This is a genomic window from Mycobacterium intracellulare ATCC 13950, assembly GCF_000277125.1.
Classification (GTDB): Bacteria; Actinomycetota; Actinomycetes; order Mycobacteriales; family Mycobacteriaceae; genus Mycobacterium; species Mycobacterium intracellulare.
Genome location: NC_016946.1, coordinates 244433 through 261178 on the forward strand (window position 1 = coordinate 244433; position 16746 = coordinate 261178).

Consider the following 16746-nt stretch of genomic DNA (forward strand, 5'->3'; position numbering starts at 1 on the left):
GCTATCCGCCGAGCCGGGCCGCCAGGGTCGCGTGCCCGGGACCGTCGAGGTCGGCGAGCGCGGCCGGGCGCCCGGACATCGCCATGAGCAGCGCCTCGCCGGGGCCGGTCACCTCGGGCCCGTCGCCGTGCGTCCACTCGACGTCGGTGGCGCGCAGGCGCAGACCCCTGATCCGCCGTCCCGCGCCGATCCTGGGGTTGCCGGGCACCAGGGAGAGGACCCGCTCCAGGCGGTCGGGCGGGATCTCGCGCGGCCGGTCCAGCGCGCGGCGGATGTCCTGGTGATGGATCGTGCCGTCGACGAGGGCGATCATTCCCCCGAAACCCGCTGTCAATCCGCGTGGTTCGAGGTGGTTGCGCAGAAACTCCAGCAATTGTTGCGGGGTCAGGTGCGAGAATTCATCGACGCCCACCTGGTTGGCCCGCACCACCAGGCCCTTCGCGAATCGCTTCACCAGCCCCAGGGCGCCGAGCTCCTCGTAGCTGATCACATGCGCGACAACGTCTTTCACGCTCCATCGCGCGCACAGGCTGGGCGCCTCCCAGTCCCGCGGCGCCAGGGTGGCCAAAAAGTCCGCCAGGTCGGCCCGTTCGGCGCGGGCCATGGGCATCAGGTCGGCGGTCATCGCGGGTCACCGCCCCTCAGCACGTCGGCGTAGCGGGCCAGGTAGAGGGGCCATCCCGCATCGCCGTCGACCCCGTCGGCCACCGAGGGCCAGCCCGGCCCGTGGCGGTCGAGATGGCGGTGTTCGAGGTCCACCCGGGTGCGTCGGTCGGCCTGGGCGGTGAAGCGGACGTCGACCTCGCTGGTCTTGGCCGGGTCGGCTTCCAGCTGCCACGTCGGGCCGATGTCCCAGCTGAACACCACGCGATGCGGCGGCTCGTAGACCAGGATCCGCGCCCACCGGCACACGCTTCCGTCGACGCCGCGGTCGTAGATGTGGCCGCCGACGCGGGGCTCGAACACGGTCTCGGCGATGGGGACCGCCAAGAGATTGTGCTCGCGCGGCTTGAACGCGCCGAACTGCTGCGTGAAGACCGTGAACGCGCGCTCGATGGGGGCGTTGACGACGACGTGGTGGGTGACGTTGGGCGTCCGCTGGGATGTCATGTCGATCCTTCGTTGGTCTCGTCGATGGCCCGCGCATAGCCGGCGAGCGCCTGGGTCCAGAACCGGTCGAGGTCGGCGCGGAGCGCCTCGAGACCGGTGGGGTCGAGCTGATAGACGCGACGGGTTCCCGCGGCCCGGTCGCGCACCAGCCCGGCGGACTTGAGCACCTTGAGGTGTTGCGACACGGCGGGTCTGCTGACCGGCAGGTCGCGCGCCAACTCACCGACCGCCGACGGGCCGTGCGCGAGCCGTTCCACGATGGCCCGCCGCGTCCCGTCCGCCAACGCCAGCCACGCGTCAGCGGTTTGGTAAGTGGTCACGAACCGTAAGCATAGGCTTACGGATATCCGCGTTCAAGGGCCCGCGACGGCGCCTACGTCTTGCGCAGCGGCGCCGGGTTCCACAGACCGCTGCGCGTCGCCGTTCCCAGCAGTAGGTCGGCGGGTTGCGCGCCGGGGTAATACGGCGTCAGCCGCTGCAGCGAGCCCCAGTCGCGGGACCAGTCGTCCTTGAGATAGGTGGCCATCGTGGTGGCTTTCACCAGGAGTTCGGTGACGCCCAACGGGCCGCCGCCGTTGTTGTCCATCACGGGCGAGTTGGCCTCGGCGCCGAACCGGTCGGGCAGGATGCGCCACTTCGGTGTCTCGTCGACGCCGTTCTGATGGCCGAACGGTCGCTGACACGGGAAGGCCAGCCCGACGAGCCAGTCCAGGAACACGGGGTCGGCGGAGCCCACCACGTCCTGCAGGGTGCGCAGCCGCGGAATGCGCGGCGGTGTCAGGGCGATCCAGTGCTGCGGCGCCAGGTCTTCGTCGTCGGCGACCAACCGAATCTGGGTGGCGGAGTCGGGGATCGCCGACAGCGCCAGGCGCAGGTTGCGCCAGGCCGGGGACGCGCCCACGTCGGCGAATTGGAACGAGCCGCCGGGGTGCCCGCCGGCCGCCTGCTCGTCGGTGGCCCACTGCACCTGGACCTCACGGGGGTCGAAACGCCCGGCCGCGCTCACCACCAGCAGCGGTCCCGCCTTGTCGCGCGCGGGCAGGCGATACCACCCGGACCGCAGGTGCGCGGGAATCTGGATGCCCGAGCGCCAGCTGCCGAGCACCGGTGTGCGCGCGGGGTCGAGGTTGAAGGGCAGCTGGGCCGACGATCCGTTGATCCCCGGCGCGGGGGTGGTGCCGCCCTCGGTTCCCGCCTGGTTGCTGCCGGTCTTCTCCTCGTCGTTGACGAAGCTGCGGTCACCCGGCCGTTCCATCACCGGGTCGGCGCGGACGTCGGCGGGAATTCCGTTGGGCGTGAAGGCTTCCGACAGGCCGGCGCCGAGGGCGTCCGCCGCCGAGGCGCCCACCGGCGAGAGCATGCCCGCGTTCGGGTCCTGCTCCACCAGCACGTCCTCGGCCAGCCCGCACGTCTTGCCGGTCAGCGCCTGCAGGTTGGAGCGGCCGACCGACCAGGCCGGATACTGGTCGGTCATCGCCAGGGTCAGCGACGCCACCTCGAACACCACTAGCACCCACGTCGCAATTGCCAACGGGGACTGGATGATTCCCGCCACGCGTGCGCCCAGACGGGTCTTGGGTGGCCCGTTCTCGGGGGCGACGAAGTGGAACCACGCCGCCGCCAGCAGCACCACCACGGTCAGCCCGAGCAGGGCGGTGGCGAACGCGTAATGCCACGCCGGGAACGCATTCGACCAGGGCACACCGAAATTCGAGACGTACCACCAGCCGTTGACGCTGGCGAACGACAGCGCCACCAGGAACAGCACCACGGCGGCGTACACGGTGCGGTTGCGCCGTGACCGCATGGCCACCGCGGTCACCGCGACCGCGGCGAGCGCGCCCAGCGGCCCGGCGAGCCCGGCGAACACGCCGAAGTGGTGGGTCCACTTGGTGGGGGTGAACATCATCGCGACGAACGAGATGATGGTGATCCCGACGATGCGGCGGCTCGGCCCGGCGGCGGTGCCCGGAATCCGGCCCTTGCGCAACGACATTGCGACCGTGACCCCGAGCGCGAGCACCAGCGCCAGCACGGCGAAGCGGCGGGCGACCGACCCGTCGGGGCTGGCCATGAACAGCCGCTCGTAGCGGATGTGTTCGTCGAACCAACTCAGGCTGGGGCCGACGGCCCGCTTGAGCATGGTGGCCTGGACCTCGCCGGCCAGCGTCTGGTCGCGGAAGATCAGGATGCCGGTGACGGTGACCGCGGCCAGCAACGGCAGCACCAGCGGCAGCGCACCGAACCGGGTGATCCTGCGGTGCAGGATGGTGCGCAGCGGCCCGATGGCGACCAGCAGGGCGCCGATCGAGGCGATGCCCGTCGGTCCGGAAAAGAGGGTCAGCGCGCCGATGATGCACGCGATCGCCACCGGCAGCAGCCGGCTGGTGGCCACCGCGCGCTCCACCGAACACCACGTCAGCAGGATGCCCAGGGCGATGATCGGCTCGGGGCGCAGCCCGTTGTCGAGCGGGAGCCAGACCGCCAGGAACGTGCCCGCCGCGGTCCAGGCCGCCGCGCGGTTCTGCTTGACCGCATGGCCCAGGCGGGGCATGACCTCCCGGCTGATCACCCACCAGCACGTCAGCGCCATCACCAGGGTCGGCAACCGCATCCAGATGCTGGTGGTGCTCACGTGGGCCCACAGCGCCAGCAGGTCGTAGTACCAGCCGAACGGTGCCTCGGGCGTGCCGAACCAGCGGTAGTAGTTGGCCATGTAGCCGGCGTGCTCGGACACCCGGGCCATGGTCAGGATGTAGCCGTCGTCGGAGGTGTTGGCGCCGACGAAATGCCACCACACCAGCACCGCGATCACCAGGGCGTCCAGCGCGCCGATGGACCACCACCGCGCCGGCAGGAAGCGGCGGTGCCGGGTTCCGTCGGCGGTGTCGAGCCGGTGCAGCGCGACCAGGGAGGCGGCGGTCAGCACCAGCCCCAGGATCATCGCCGCCATCTTCAGCGGGGTGGGGCTGCTGCTGTAGCGGGTGTCGACGGTCGCCGCGAAGCTCAGCCCGGGCGGCGTCGGCCCGCTGAGATCGGTGAAGACGCCGACGATCTGCGGCCGGAAGTCGTAGCCGCTCTTCTCCCCCCGCAGCGGCGAGCCGGGATGCTCGGAATTGCGTCCCTGGGTCAGCCCGACGAACTCGGCGGTCACCCGGTCGGCGTGCGCGGTGAACGTCAGCCGCTGGCAGGCCGGGCCGAGCACCTGGCTCAGCGGCGCGCTCACCACCGGGACGTTGCGCACCACCAGCACCAGCTCGTCGTTGGCCCGCACGATCAGCAGGCCCCGGTCGACGGCCTTGGGCGCCTGCTTGGGCACCGTCGACAGCAACACCGTCTTGCCGGCGTTACCCCCGCCGGTCAGCCCGGCGGCGGCCTGACACGGGACGGTGATGTTCAAATCGGTGGCCACGTAACCGATCAGGGGCGCCTCGACGCTGCCGAAGGTCCCGTTCTGTGGCCAGTTCAGCTGGGCGGTGGTCTGGTCGACCGGCAGCAGCGGGGTGGCGATCGCCAGCAGCACGCCGAGCAGCCCGGCGACGGAAGCAACCAGCCGGGCGATCCGGTGATTGGTTTCCGTGGCTGACACGGTGCTAGATGCTAGTTCTTCCGCGGTGTGCGGCCCCGTTTGAGGCGTGGTCTCGGTGCTCATCGGTGGTTACGCCCCGGTTTGCGGATGGCCAGCACGAAGGGGCCGACGCTGCGGACGTCGAAGCGCGGGCTGTCGAACAGGGCGCCGCGCAGATCGACGGTGTAGCGGCGCACGTTGGGCTGGTTGGGGTAGACGTCCTCGGCCAGCCGCAGGGTGTAGTTGCCGTTAGCACCGCGGCGCATCAAAAAGACCGTCGGAGGTGGCCAGGGGCAGGCATCCAGGGCGTGGATCAGCTCGTCGGCGGTCTTGAGTTTGGACCACTTGTCGATCTGCGCGGCCCGCAGGTCGAATTGCGCGAGCGGGTTGGCGTAGTGCGAGGTGAGCCCCTGGAATCCCCAGTAGGGGTAGAACGACAGGAAGCTGTAATCGGCCGTCATCACCACGGTCTGGTCGCGCGGCTTGCCGGTCACCTGCGTGATGTCGTGATCGATTGTCGCGTAGAACTTTTCGGTGCTGGGCGGCCGCCGGTCGCCGCGCTGCCCGTTGCCGTCGGTGTCGGTGTAGGCGATGGTGAGGTCGGGGCGTAGCACGTCGGGGATGTCCTGGCTGAACGCGATCGCGGCGGTTAGGCCGATGGCGCCGGCCACCGGGACGATCGCGCGGCCGCGCGGCTTGAGGGCCAGCGTCGCCTCGAGGAAACCGAAGGCCCCGGCGGCCACCAGCAGCACGCTCAGCGTCGGCTGCAGCCGGAACGACAACAGAGTGACGCGCGCCAGCGTGGTGAGCATCGACAACAGCGACCACAGGTAGATCGCCACCACGCCGATGGCCAGCGCACCGGCCCGCACCGAGGAGCGCGCCCGCACCACCAGCCACAGGGTGCCGATCATGGCGACCACACCGAGCAGCGTGAACTGCAGCATCGGGAAGGTGAGCTCGGCCCCGTCGGCCGGCAGGTAGTGGGCGGCGCCCCCGGTGTTGCTGATCGGACTGCGCGCCGCTCGCACCAGGAACGGCAACCAGGTCGTGCAGCCGATCACCACGGCGATGCCGGCGATGACCGCCAGGCGTCGCAGCGGATCGAGCGCGGCCTTCACGCCGTCCCGGTGCCACCGCACCCCGGCCAGCCACAGCGCCATCAGCCCGATCGCGAACGCGCTGAACCCGAACAGCAGCGTGTACCAGGTGGCCGTCCACCCCAGGAAAATCCCTGCGCCGATCACCGCGCCCCAGCCCGCGCGCCGGCCCGCGTCCGGACGGTCCGCGGCCCGCAGCCCCGACCAGGTCAGCACCAGCACCGGCGGCAACAGCACGGTGATCATTGCCGAGTAGGGCTCGGGCGAGCCGTACGCCAGCGTGACCGCGGCCGTCGCGGCGGTGACGATCAGCGCGTACTCGAACCGGACCATCCGCCACCACAGCACCAGCGCGACCGCGACCGCGACGGCGATCGAGGTGATGGCCCACGGTTTGAAGACCTCCCACGCCGGCGTCCCGGACAGCGCCGCCGCGCGCCCGCCGATCCAGAACCAGCCGGGCGGGTAGAACGGCGGCAGCCCAAGGTAGGTCATGTCGCGCAGGGCGGGGCTGTCGGCGAGCCGGGTGACGTATTCGGTGCGGAACTGCTGGTCGACGGAGATGCCGAACAGATACAGCTTGGTGGCCCCCAGCGGCATGCCCAGGGTGACGACGGTGAACGCGGACACGAACACCAGCCCGCCCAGCTGGGCGATCAGCCGGTGCCCGCGCCGCCACACCCATCCGGTGGCGACCAGGCCGGCCAGGCAGCCGACCTGCCCGACGGTGGTCAGCGCGTGCAGTTGGTTGGACGACGGAAAGGCCGGCCACTGCACGCCAGAGATGGCGATCAGCGACACCACCGCGACGGCCACCGCAACCAGCGCCGCCAAGGCCATCTGGCCGAGGGTGGCCAGCGCGTTGCGCATGATCAGATTGGCAGCTTGCGGAAGATGGGACGCGGGACGTGTCGCAACACCATCATCACGTAACGGAATGCTGCTGGTGCCCAAACCAATTCCTTACCCTTTGCGGCCGCGGTGACCGCGAGGTTGGCGACGTACTCCTTGTCGACGGTCAGCGGCGCTTCCTTGACGTGCGCGCTCATCCGGGTACGCACCTGGCCGGGGCGAATCACCAGGACACGAACCCCGAACTCGCGCAACGCTTCTCCTAGCCCCAGGTAGAAGCCGTCCAGGCCCGCCTTGGTGGAGCCGTAGACGAAGTTGGACCGTCGCACCCGCTCACCGGCCGCCGAACTCATCGCGATGATCTGGCCGAAGCCCTGCGCCCGCATCTTCTCGGCCAACAGCACGCCCACCGAAACCGCTGCGGTGTAGTTGATTTCGGCGGCCAGCACGGCCTTGTGCTGGTTTTGCCACAGCTCCTCGGCGTCACCGAGGATGCCGAAGGCGACGATGGCCACATCGACATCACCGTTGGCGAACGCCTGATCGATCATCTTCGGGTGGGTGTCGGGGTCGGTGGCCTCGAAATCGATCAGCTCCACCGACCGCGCACCGGCGGCCTTCATCTGCGCCACGGCGGCGTCGCGGCCCGGGTCGTTGGGCATGGCGGCCAGCACGATTCGCGCGTGCGCGTTCTGCAGGTAGCGCTCGCAAATGGCCAGCCCGATCTCGGAGGTGCCGCCGAGCAGCAGGATCGTCTGCGGATTCCCCACGGCGTCTAAAACCATTGGCGCACCATCTAGAGCAGCTCCAAACGTCGGGCCATGTCCGAGGCGAACACCCGTAAGGGGTCGACCTTGCGGCGTACCGCGATCCATTCGTCGATGCGCGGATACATGGCGTGGAAGGTTTCTGCGCTGACACGGGAGTCCTTGGCGGTGTAGACCCGTCCGCCGAATTCCAGTGCGCGCCGGTCGAGTTCGTTGAGGAACTCGTTGATCCCGGGCTTGTTGGGGAAGTCCATCGCGACGTTCCAACCGGCCATCGGGAAACTCAGTGGTGCGCGGTTGCCCGGGCCGAAAAGCTTGAACACGTTCAGCGCCGAGTAGTGGCCCGTGGTTTGGATCCAGCGGATGATGTCCTTGAATTCGTCCATCGCGTTCGGCGGGACCAGGAACTGATGCTGGGCGAAACCCCTTGGGCCGTAGGCGTTATTCCAGCCGCTGACCAGATCCAGCATGTGGTAGAACTGCGACAGGTTCTGGATCTTGCCCGAGTAGGTTCCGCCCAGCCGGTAATACGTCTCGCCGATGGCCATGAACGACAGCTTGTTCATCGCGCTCACCGGAAACACGTTCGGCACCGTCAGCAGCTGCGGCGCATCGAATTTCAGCGGGTTCTTGGCGAGCTTCTTCGGCAATTGGTCCAGCTTCGCCAGGCTGCCGCGGCTGACCGCGGCCCGGCCGAGCTTCGGGGGCGGACTGATCAGGTCGAACCACGCGCTGGAGTAGGTGTAGTTGGCTTCGCTGCCGTCCAGGTGCACGGCCACCGTCTCGTCGAGATCCTTGGTGGCCACGCCGTCGGCGATGAAATAGGCCGTCTCCGTGGGCGTCATGGCGATGGTGGCGCGCAGCACGATCCCGGTCAGGCCGTTGCCCCCGACGGTGGCCCAGAACAGCTCGGCGTCGTCGCCGTCGGGGGTGATGGTGCGCACGGAGCCGTCGGCCATGAGCAGGTCCATCGACCGCACGTGGTTGCCGAAGCTGCCCGCGCTGTGATGGTTCTTGCCGTGGATGTCGCAGGCGATCGCCCCGCCGACGGTGACCTGGCGGGTGCCCGGCAGCACCGGGACCCAGAGCCCGAACGGCAGCGCCGCCTTCATCAATTGGTCCAGGCTGACCCCGGCGTCGACATCGACCAGCCGGGTGTCGGCGCTGATCGAGTGAATGCGGTTGAGCGCGGTCATGTCGATCACCAGGCCGCCGCCGTTTTGCGCGTTGTCGCCGTAGGAGCGGCCCAGCCCGCGGGCGATCACGCCCCGGCCGCCCGAGCCGGCCGCCCGGGCCACCGCCTTGGCGATCACCTCCGGATCACGGGTGGACAGCACCTGGGCCACCGACGGTGCGGTGCGCCCAAAGCCCATCAGCCGGGTGGGCTTGGTCACGGGATCGGTGCTCGACATCGTCAAAGAGGGTACCGCCTGCTCCGGCGGCGATGCGGGACGCAGGCGCCCCGCTGAGGAGGCGGGCGATCCGGGCTGGGCCGGAGGCGGCTCAGTGGATGCGGAAGATCACGGCCCGCTGCACGACGAAGTTGATCACCGTCGCGGTGCCCTGCGCGATCACGAACGCGACAGGGATCGCCCACGCTTGGTAGTGCAGAAACGCCAGGCACAGGTGGTTCAGCCCGACCTGCACGGCGAAGGTGATGGCGTAGAGGACCATGACCGCGACGAACCGGGCGGTGCTGGGGGGCGCCTGGAAGGTCCACCGGCGGTTGATCAGGTAGGCGGTGATGGTGCCGACGATGAAGCTGATGGACTTGGCCACGTCGACCTGTACGTGCGCCGCTTTGAACAGCAGCACGTAGAGCCCGAAGTCCACGATCCCCGCCAGGCCGCCGGTGACGACGAAGCGCGTGACCTGTGTCGTCAGACTCAGGCGCGCCGGCGCGGCCGGGGACTCGGGGGGAAGCATTGGGGGAGTCTAACGGGACCGCCGGGCACCGGCGGGCAGCGTCAGCGGGGCAGTTTGACCGCGATCAACTCGACCTGGTTCTCGCCCTGGGGCGTCGAGTACGTCACCGTGTCGCCCGGCTTGCGCCCGGCCAGGGCCTGGGCCAGCGGGCTGCGCGCGGTCAGCGTCTCGGCCTCCCGGCCGACGGGCGTCTCCTCGACGATCGAGATCACGTGCATGGTGACCACTTCGCCGTCGGCGAACCGCAGTGTCACCTCGGTGCCGCCGGGCAGCGTCGCCGAGGAGTCCGAGTCCGGCGGCCCGGCCCGCAGACGCCGGTCCAGTTCGTTGATCCGGTCGGAAAGCACCACGAGTTCGTCGGCGCGCTGGATCGCCTCGGCCGCGTCGCCGTGATCGCCCACCATCCCGCGGTCGTTCTTGACTTCGGCCTCGAGGCGGTCGCGCCGCTGCCGCAGCCGGTCCAGCTCGGCTTCGAGGTTGTTCCGCGCGGCGTCCGCTGCCGATGGGGCTTTCTTGCTCACGTCCGTGGACCTTTCGCCCGGTGTGCTCAGGTGGCGTACCAGTGTGACACCACGATGAGCGACCCGCCACCATCTGCGGGAGAACCGGACATCAGAAGGGCGGCGGGTCGTTGTTGTGGGGCGCCGACCGCTCGGCGGGACGCGCCGCCTCGGCGCTGATGCGGGCCTCGTTGATGCCGCGCTCCCAGCGGACCCGGGCGGCGCGATCCTCGGCGCGGGTTCGCTGCCGGACGGGCATCATGACCCCCCGGTTCTGCGAGGGTGCGGGCGCGACGGCCGGCAGTGTCAGCGTCCCGGTCGGGACCGCCAGCGCCGGAAAGTACAGGCTGCCACCAGGTTTGGTGATGTACGTATGTCCCGTCGGCGACGTCCACACCACGGTGCCGTCGGGCAGCTGGCGATCCCGCCAGCCGTCGGGGCCCGTATAGAACGTCTTGAGCAGGTGATGGTGGCGGCAGAGCAGCTTGAGGTTGGACGGATGGGTGGGGCCGAGCGGAAACGGCACCGTGTGGTCGATGTCGCAGACGTCGGCCGGAGCGTCGCAGCCGGGGAATCGGCATGTCAGGTCGCGGAAGCGGACGAATTCGGCCAGCGCGGTCGACGGCCGGTACCCGGGCTCCGCCCGGTCCGGCGCCGGCGAGAGCGGCTTGGTCTTCGCGACACCGGCCAACTCGCGCAGCGAGCCCGTCGGCAATGGACCGAACCCCGGCAGCAGCGCCGGCGCGCGCGCCTCGCCGCCGACCGCAGCCGGCTCGGCCAGCACATGGACCACGACATTGGTTCCCGGGGGCCGCTGCGCCGCAGGGCAATCCGGGCTGCCACAGTCACAGCGCAAGACGGTCTGCCCGGCGGCCATCGCGCCCATCGCATCGGCGCGACGCTGCGCCTTGGTGCGGGAATCGTTCCGGCACACCGAATCGGCCAACGCGTCGAGCGCGCGGTCCACCGCGGCGGCATCGGTGGGACGCACCCTCGCCGAGATCTCGGCCAGCCCCGGGCTGAGGGGCCCGATCTCGACACGGCGATCTTGACTGCGCATCCCCGGCACGCGCACCCCTACGGGATCGATGCGCGCCACCCACATGTCAATGCGCTCGGCCATTTTCGGCCCCGACAGCCGCATCCATTTCGGGGCGTGCCGGGCGACCGCGGCGTCTAGCCGGGCGATCAACTCGGGGTCCTCGATCAGCTCGGTGCGGTACACCACCGCCGCCATCAACCGGAAATCGATGTGGCCCTGGGCGAAGACCTCAGCGACCCGGGGCAGCCGCTCGCGCAACGCGATCGCATAGTGCAAGCGCCCGGACGCGCGGCCCCGACTGATTCCCAGCGCGGCCGCCACCTCGGCGACCACGTTCTCGTGTCCGTCGACCGCCCAATTGAAACGGTCGGCGTCGTCGTCCGGCGCCCGACGCGCATACAGCTCGCCGATCGCCGCCAACTCGCGCGCGCAGTGCGCGTTCCGCGCCCGGGCCGCCGCGGTGACGCGGTCCAGCACACCGGCGTCGTCGACGCCCTGAAACGCCAGGTCACGCGGCACTGCTTCGAACATACGTTCGATGATAGCGCCGCCCTGTGACAAGTCAGGGAAACGCTAAACCCAGTAGGGCACCCGGGCGCGGTACTGGCGCATCGCGAAGGCCGCGAACACCCAACCGACGGCCGTCAACACCAGCACCACGGCCCAGTGCCGCAGCTCCTGGTGCGCCCCGAGTAGCGGCGCGCGAACGATGTCGAGGTAGTGCAGCAGCGGGTTGAGTTCGACGATGCGGGACCACCGCCCGGCGCCCTGCTGGCGCAAGGTGTCGTCGTTCCAGATGATCGGCGTCATGAAGAACAGCAACTGCACGACGGAGAACAGCAGCGGACCGATGTCGCGGTAGCGGGTCGCGAGGATGCCGAAACACAGTGACACCCAAATGCAATTGAGCACGATCAGCGCCAGCGCCGGGAGCACCGCGAGGTCGGCCCACGACCATGGCTTGGGATAGATCATCGCGATCACCGCGTAGATGACGATGTTGTGCGCGAACAGGATGACCTGCCGCCACACCAGTCGGTAGACATGCACGCTCAGCGGGGTGGGCAGCTGCTTGATCAACCCCTCGTTGGCGACGAACACGTCGGCGCCCTCCAGGATGGCGGCGTTGATCAGGTTCCAGATGATCAGGCCCAGCGTCACGTACGGCAGATGCACGGACAGCTCGAGGTGAAACAGCTTGGAGTACAGGCCACCCATGGCCACGGCGGTGGTGCCCGTCGCGATGGTGATCCAGAACGGCCCCAGCACCGAGCGCCGGTAACGCTGCTTGATGTCCTGCCAGCCCAGATGCAGCCAGAGCTCGTGACGACGGAAACCGTCGACCAGGTCGCGGCGGGCCCGGGTGAATGTCCGCGACTGCGCCGCCGCGTCAAGGAACGTCATCGGGCTCCTCCCGGTCTGGATGGTGGCGACCCGCTTCGCCCGGCTCCGCCGCGCTCGCGATCCCCACTAGGTATCGATGGTGGCGACCCGCTTCGCCCGGCTCCGCCGCGCTCGCGATCGCCACTCGGTATCGATGGTGGCGACCCGCTTCGCCCGGCTCCGCCGCGCTCGCGATCGCCACTAGGTATCGATGGTGGCGACCCGCTTCGCCCGGCTCCGCCGCGCTCGCGATCGCCACTAGGCCGGCCGAACTGTTCACGACGCCCCAAGCGCCGCAACCGGATCCACTCGGCCAGGCCACGGGGGTCGCGACGGGTCACCAGAAAGAACCAGCCGAACCGGACCCATTCCTGAACCACCAGCTTGCGCAGCCCCGGCTGTGACTGCAGGTAGCCGCGGTTGCGGTAGGTGAAGAACCGCTTGGTGGGGTTGTCGGGATATTGGGTGTGCATCCGGCCGCCGAGAATCGGGCGGAACTCGTCGGATCCGCACGGGTGCAGGTAGACCGCGTCCAGGCAGGTTCCGAACGGCAGGCCGGAACGCACCAGCCGCCGGTGTATTTCGACCTCGTCGCCCCGGATGAACAGCCGCAGATCCGGGACGCCGACCGATTCCAGCGTGGCGGCCCGGAACAGCGCGCCGTTGAACAACGAGGCGATGCCGCGCAACAGGTCCTGCCCGGTTTCGGTGCGCAATTCGCTTGCGCGCCTGCGCCATACCAGGCCGCGGCGCAACGGAAACGCCAACCGCTCGGCATCGTCCATGTTGCACACCATGGGTGACACCTCGGCCAGGCCGTGCTTGTCCGCGCACGCCAGCAGGGTGGCAAGGACATGCGAATCCTGCGGGCGCCCGTCGTCGTCGGCCAGCCACACCCAATCGGCGCCCAGGGCCAACGCGTGCAGCATGCCCAACGCGAAACCGCCGGCTCCGCCGAGGTTGCGTCGCGATCCCAGATAGGTCGTCGGAATGGGTTGTCCCGCAACCAGTTCGCGGACACGGCCGTCACCGGAGAAATCGTTGTCCACGACGATGAGGTGGTCGGGCAGCCGCGTTTGCGTGCTCAGCACATCGAGGGACTTGGCCAGCTCGTCGGGGCGCCGGTGGGTGACGACGACGGCGACGACGGTGTCGCTCATGGCTGTCCGGCCGTCTCGGCCAGCACCTCGCGCACGTGCCGGGCCGCATCCTCCCCCTCGTACGCCCGCACGACGTCCTCGATGCCGCCGGTCATGCGGATCACACCGTGGTCGATCCACATCGCCGTCTTGCACAGCCGGGCCAGGAATTCGTTGGAGTGGCTGGCGAACACCAGGATTCCGGACCGCTCCACCAGCCCCTGCAACCGCGACTGCGCCTTCTTCATGAAGTCGGCGTCCACCGCGCCCAATCCCTCGTCGAGCAACAGGATCTCGGGATCGATGCTGGTGACCACGCCCATCGCCAGCCGGACCCGCATGCCGGTGGAATACGTGCGCAGCGGCATCGACAGGTAGTCACCCAGCTCGGTGAACTCGGCGATCTCGTCGACCTTGGACTGCATCTGCTTTCGGGTCTGCCCGAGGAACAGGCCGCGGATGATGATGTTCTCGTAGCCGGAGATCTCGGGGTCCATCCCGACGCCGAGGTCGAAGATCGGCGCCACCCGCCCGGTGACCTGCGCCCAGCCCCGGGTGGGCTCATAGATGCCCGAAAGTAGGCGCAGCAGAGTCGATTTCCCCGCTCCATTGTGGCCGACCAGGCCGACCCGGTCGCCCAGCTCGAGGGACATGGTGATGTCCCGCAACGCTTCGACGACGACCACGTTGGAGTTGTTGCGTCCGATCGTGCCGCCCGCCTTGCCCAAGAAGGCCTTCTTCAACGAACGCGACTTGGCGTCGAAGATGGGAAATTCGACCCACGCGTTGTGCGTCTTGATGTGAGGACCCGACACCGTGAACTACTCGAGGTCGCTTACAGGTACTGGCCGTGCCCGGGCGCGCCGCCCGCCTTGCCGACGCCCGGGGGGAGCGCGCCCTGGCGCATCTTTTCCAGCTGGGCGCGGGCGGCCATCTGCTGGGCGAACAGCGCGGTCTGGATGCCGTGGAACAGCCCCTCCAGCCAGCCCACCAACTGCGCTTGGGCGATGCGCAATTCGGCGTCCGACGGCGCGGCGTCCTCGTTGAAGGGCAGGGTGAGGCGGTCGAGTTCCTCACGCAGTTCCGGCGCCAGGCCCTCTTCCAGTTCCCGGATGCTGGTGGCGTGGATCTCGCGCAGCCGGTTGCGGCTGGCGTCATCCAGCGGCGCTGCGCGCACTTCCTCGAGCAGTTGCTTGATCATGGTCCCGATCCGCATCACCTTTGCCGGCTGCTCGACCAGATCGGTCAGGGAGCGCTCGTCGGAGTCATCGTCGGTGATCGCCATCATCCGCGGGTCGACGCCGCCGATGATTTCGACGTCGTCGTCATCGTTGCGGGTACTCAAAACTTCACCATCCTTCGTGGACTATGGGTGTGGCGTCGTGCCGCTTGGTCGCCATTCATAAATTCGGGCGCCGCCATTGTCGTAGATCAGCGCCCACGACTTCGACTTATCCAACGACACTAGTCCGTCGGGTACGGCGAACCCCCGGACAGTCGGCGCACTCGTGTAGATGTACCGGATATTGAGCGCCTTGATCGCTTCGAGGACCCTCGGATCGGAATCGCCCCGGCGCGCCGAGGTCCAGAAGATGTAGCGGTTGGGACCGGGCCCCATCTGTTGCGGGTAGTCGTAGTGCGTCCAGAGCGGGTGCAGATCGGCGACGGCGTACATCCACGCGGTGCCGTCGGTGTTGGCGTTGCCGATCAGGGTCTCGCGGGCCCCGGGGAGCTTGGCCAGATACGCCATGGCCATCAGATCGCGTTGGTCGATCATCACCGAGTCGTATTTGTCGCCGAACAACCACAGGTGCCGATAGAGGTAGTGGCGCGCGCTGAGCACCGTGGTCGCCACCAGCAGCACCGCGGTGACCGACACCCAGACCGGGGCGGGCAGCGGTTTGAACCGGTCCGACAGCCGTCGGGCCCCGGCCACGACGCCCATCACGATCGCGAACAACGCGATGCCGGCCATCGGCTCCAGCAGCAGGGTGGTGGCGGCCGCGATCCGGCGCGGATCCTTGTAGAAGAACTCGCCGAACATCCCGGCCACCGCGCCGACCGGGCCACCGATCGGATTTCCTGCGTCGACGTTCACCACGATCAGCAGCAGCCACAAGGCCAGCGGCCACCAGATCCGTTTGACCAGCAGGATGACGCCGCCGATGGCGGCCAGCGCGATCAGCCCGTATTGGACCGGGAAGTCGTTGAGGTGGCGGGAGTGCTGGAAGACGGCGTCGAACAGCCCCCGCTTCTTGCTGAGGTAGGTGAGGAACGAGTGCCCGGCGATGATGTCTTCCTGTTCCTGCACGCTGATGAACTGCGGCAACAGGATCAACCCCGACACCACCGCGACGCACGCCAGGGCCGCCACATCGGCCAGCCTGCCGCGCACGGGACGCCACAGCGCATCGAGGAGCCACCAGGCCAGCAGCAACAGCAGCACGATCACACCGCCGGTGATGTGCACCGACATGACACCCACCAGCGCCAGCACGGCCGCGGGGATGCGGTCGCGGTGCCGCAACGTGGAGGTGATCAGCACGAACGCCGGCACCGCGGCGCCGTAGGCGGCCAGGTTGGGCATCGCGGCGACGGCGAACTCCACGTAGGGGACCGCCGTGAACGACGCGGCCAGCGTGGCTGCGGTCGCCGCGGCCCCCGCGCTGCGCCATTCGCCCCAGCTAGGGCGCAGCACCCGCCAGGTCAGCATCGCCGCGCCGGTCGGAAACAGCCACACCGATGCGGCGACCGAGCTCAACGTGTAACCCGTGGTCGGCGCCGCCCCGGTCAGCTGGCAGAACACCGCGGTCAGCGCGTGGAACACCGACGGGTAGTACAGCGTGTGGTGCGTCTCGACGTTGCGCAGCTCGCCCATGTGGGTGGAGGACGCCTGGCCGGTGTCGAGGATGAACCGCACCTCGTTGGCGTGCCACACCGCATCCCAGGTGCTCGGGATGGTCTGCCAATGACCGTCCAGGCCGCGGTAGGCGGCCCACATGATGAGCAGGGCCCCCAGCGCCACCCCGGCCGCCACCGTGATCGCCGGCCAGCGGCCGATCCTGCGGGTCTCGGCGTCGCGGTCGCGGTAGCGGCCGAGCAGCAGTTGGAAACCGGTCATCACCAGGCACATGACGACCAACGCGGCCAGCGCGGTCCAGCCGTTCCACGGTATTCCGATGGCACCAAACGGAATAATGGCGAGCGCAACCACGCCGTAGGTCAGCGCCGGGCCCACCGCAACAGCGACCGGCCAAGTCAACTGACTGATACGTGCGATGATCGCCCCGGGCGCTATCAGCAAAAACAATGCAATGAGCGTTCCGAACCAGAGCCCCACTCGACTAGTATGGCTGGCC

14 protein-coding genes and 1 pseudogene are annotated in these 16746 nt (G+C 68.9%); all 15 read right to left on the reverse strand.

All coding sequences use genetic code 11. The features are described 5' to 3' along the window. Position 1 precedes the first annotated feature (1 nt). Positions 2 to 625, reverse strand: a complete 624-nt coding sequence (locus tag OCU_RS26160; protein ID WP_014378861.1) for a maleylpyruvate isomerase family mycothiol-dependent enzyme — start codon at positions 623 to 625, stop codon at positions 2 to 4. Continuing rightward, entirely contained in the window at positions 622 to 1110 is a 489-nt protein-coding gene (locus OCU_RS26165) for an SRPBCC family protein (RefSeq protein ID WP_014378862.1), read from the reverse strand. The genes OCU_RS26160 and OCU_RS26165 overlap by 4 nt, the downstream gene beginning before the upstream one ends. Beyond that, on the reverse strand, positions 1107 to 1430 hold the full coding sequence (locus OCU_RS26170; RefSeq protein WP_009956770.1) for an ArsR/SmtB family transcription factor: 324 nt from the start codon (positions 1428 to 1430) through the stop codon (positions 1107 to 1109). Before OCU_RS26170 ends, OCU_RS26165 begins: the two co-directional genes overlap by 4 nt. A 53-nt stretch (positions 1431 to 1483) precedes the next feature. After that, the gene (locus OCU_RS26175) at positions 1484 to 4762 is read right to left on the reverse strand and encodes an arabinosyltransferase domain-containing protein (protein ID WP_085981082.1); all 3279 of its coding nucleotides are present in this window, start codon (positions 4760 to 4762) and stop codon (positions 1484 to 1486) included. Further along, positions 4759 to 6648: a galactan 5-O-arabinofuranosyltransferase gene (locus OCU_RS26180; RefSeq protein ID WP_014378864.1), complete on the reverse strand. Its 1890-nt coding sequence runs from the start codon at positions 6646 to 6648 to the stop codon at positions 4759 to 4761. The genes OCU_RS26175 and OCU_RS26180 overlap by 4 nt, the downstream gene beginning before the upstream one ends. 2 nt (positions 6649 to 6650) lie before the next feature. Then, positions 6651 to 7415 (reverse strand): decaprenylphospho-beta-D-erythro-pentofuranosid-2-ulose 2-reductase, encoded by a 765-nt coding sequence (locus OCU_RS26185; protein WP_008263064.1) that lies wholly within the window; start codon positions 7413 to 7415, stop codon positions 6651 to 6653. Positions 7416 to 7426: 11 nt separating this feature from the next. Further along, positions 7427 to 8809 (reverse strand): FAD-binding oxidoreductase, encoded by a 1383-nt coding sequence (locus tag OCU_RS26190; protein ID WP_014378866.1) that lies wholly within the window; start codon positions 8807 to 8809, stop codon positions 7427 to 7429. Positions 8810 to 8900: 91 nt separating this feature from the next. Continuing rightward, the gene (locus OCU_RS26195; RefSeq protein WP_008263066.1) at positions 8901 to 9323 is read right to left on the reverse strand and encodes a GtrA family protein; all 423 of its coding nucleotides are present in this window, start codon (positions 9321 to 9323) and stop codon (positions 8901 to 8903) included. A gap of 41 nt (positions 9324 to 9364) precedes the next feature. Continuing rightward, complete coding sequence (locus OCU_RS26200; protein WP_008263067.1) at positions 9365 to 9844, reverse strand: GreA/GreB family elongation factor; 480 nt, start codon at positions 9842 to 9844, stop codon at positions 9365 to 9367. A gap of 91 nt (positions 9845 to 9935) precedes the next feature. Next, positions 9936 to 11396, reverse strand: coding sequence for an HNH endonuclease signature motif containing protein (locus OCU_RS26205; protein ID WP_014378867.1), 1461 nt, complete (start codon positions 11394 to 11396; stop codon positions 9936 to 9938). A 42-nt stretch (positions 11397 to 11438) separates the two neighbouring features. Next, entirely contained in the window at positions 11439 to 12269 is an 831-nt protein-coding gene (gene wzm, locus OCU_RS26210; RefSeq protein WP_008263070.1) for a galactan export ABC transporter permease subunit Wzm/RfbD, read from the reverse strand. A gap of 233 nt (positions 12270 to 12502) precedes the next feature. After that, positions 12503 to 13408, reverse strand: a pseudogene (gene glfT1 / locus OCU_RS26215) (galactofuranosyltransferase GlfT1); the annotation flags it as partial. Next, positions 13405 to 14202 (reverse strand): galactan export ABC transporter ATP-binding subunit Wzt/RfbE, encoded by a 798-nt coding sequence (gene wzt, locus OCU_RS26220; protein ID WP_008263074.1) that lies wholly within the window; start codon positions 14200 to 14202, stop codon positions 13405 to 13407. The pseudogene glfT1 and the gene wzt, both read right to left, overlap by 4 nt. Before the next feature lie 20 nt (positions 14203 to 14222). Further along, the gene (locus tag OCU_RS26225) at positions 14223 to 14675 is read right to left on the reverse strand and encodes a bacterial proteasome activator family protein (RefSeq protein WP_225323837.1); all 453 of its coding nucleotides are present in this window, start codon (positions 14673 to 14675) and stop codon (positions 14223 to 14225) included. A 78-nt stretch (positions 14676 to 14753) separates the two neighbouring features. Further along, positions 14754 to 16727 carry a DUF6541 family protein gene (locus tag OCU_RS26230; RefSeq protein ID WP_041786999.1) on the reverse strand — a complete coding sequence of 658 codons (1974 nt, stop codon included), beginning with the start codon at positions 16725 to 16727 and terminating at the stop codon, positions 14754 to 14756. Between the last annotated feature and the right edge of the window lie 19 nt (positions 16728 to 16746).

Excerpts from the sequence above, each read along its gene's own strand:
- OCU_RS26160 (WP_014378861.1), bottom strand. The coding sequence starts at position 625 with ATGACCGCCGACCTGATGCCCATGGCCCGCGCCGAACGGGCCGACCTG.
- OCU_RS26165 (WP_014378862.1), bottom strand. The coding sequence starts at position 1,110 with ATGACATCCCAGCGGACGCCCAACGTCACCCACCACGTCGTCGTCAAC.
- OCU_RS26175 (WP_085981082.1), bottom strand. The coding sequence starts at position 4,762 with ATGAGCACCGAGACCACGCCTCAAACGGGGCCGCACACCGCGGAAGAA.
- OCU_RS26180 (WP_014378864.1), bottom strand. The coding sequence starts at position 6,648 with ATGCGCAACGCGCTGGCCACCCTCGGCCAGATGGCCTTGGCGGCGCTG.
- OCU_RS26185 (WP_008263064.1), bottom strand. The coding sequence starts at position 7,415 with ATGGTTTTAGACGCCGTGGGGAATCCGCAGACGATCCTGCTGCTCGGC.
- OCU_RS26190 (WP_014378866.1), bottom strand. The coding sequence starts at position 8,809 with ATGTCGAGCACCGATCCCGTGACCAAGCCCACCCGGCTGATGGGCTTT.
- OCU_RS26195 (WP_008263066.1), bottom strand. The coding sequence starts at position 9,323 with ATGCTTCCCCCCGAGTCCCCGGCCGCGCCGGCGCGCCTGAGTCTGACG.
- OCU_RS26205 (WP_014378867.1), bottom strand. The coding sequence starts at position 11,396 with ATGTTCGAAGCAGTGCCGCGTGACCTGGCGTTTCAGGGCGTCGACGAC.
- wzm (WP_008263070.1), bottom strand. The coding sequence starts at position 12,269 with ATGACGTTCCTTGACGCGGCGGCGCAGTCGCGGACATTCACCCGGGCC.
- OCU_RS26225 (WP_225323837.1), bottom strand. The coding sequence starts at position 14,675 with ATGATGGCGATCACCGACGATGACTCCGACGAGCGCTCCCTGACCGAT.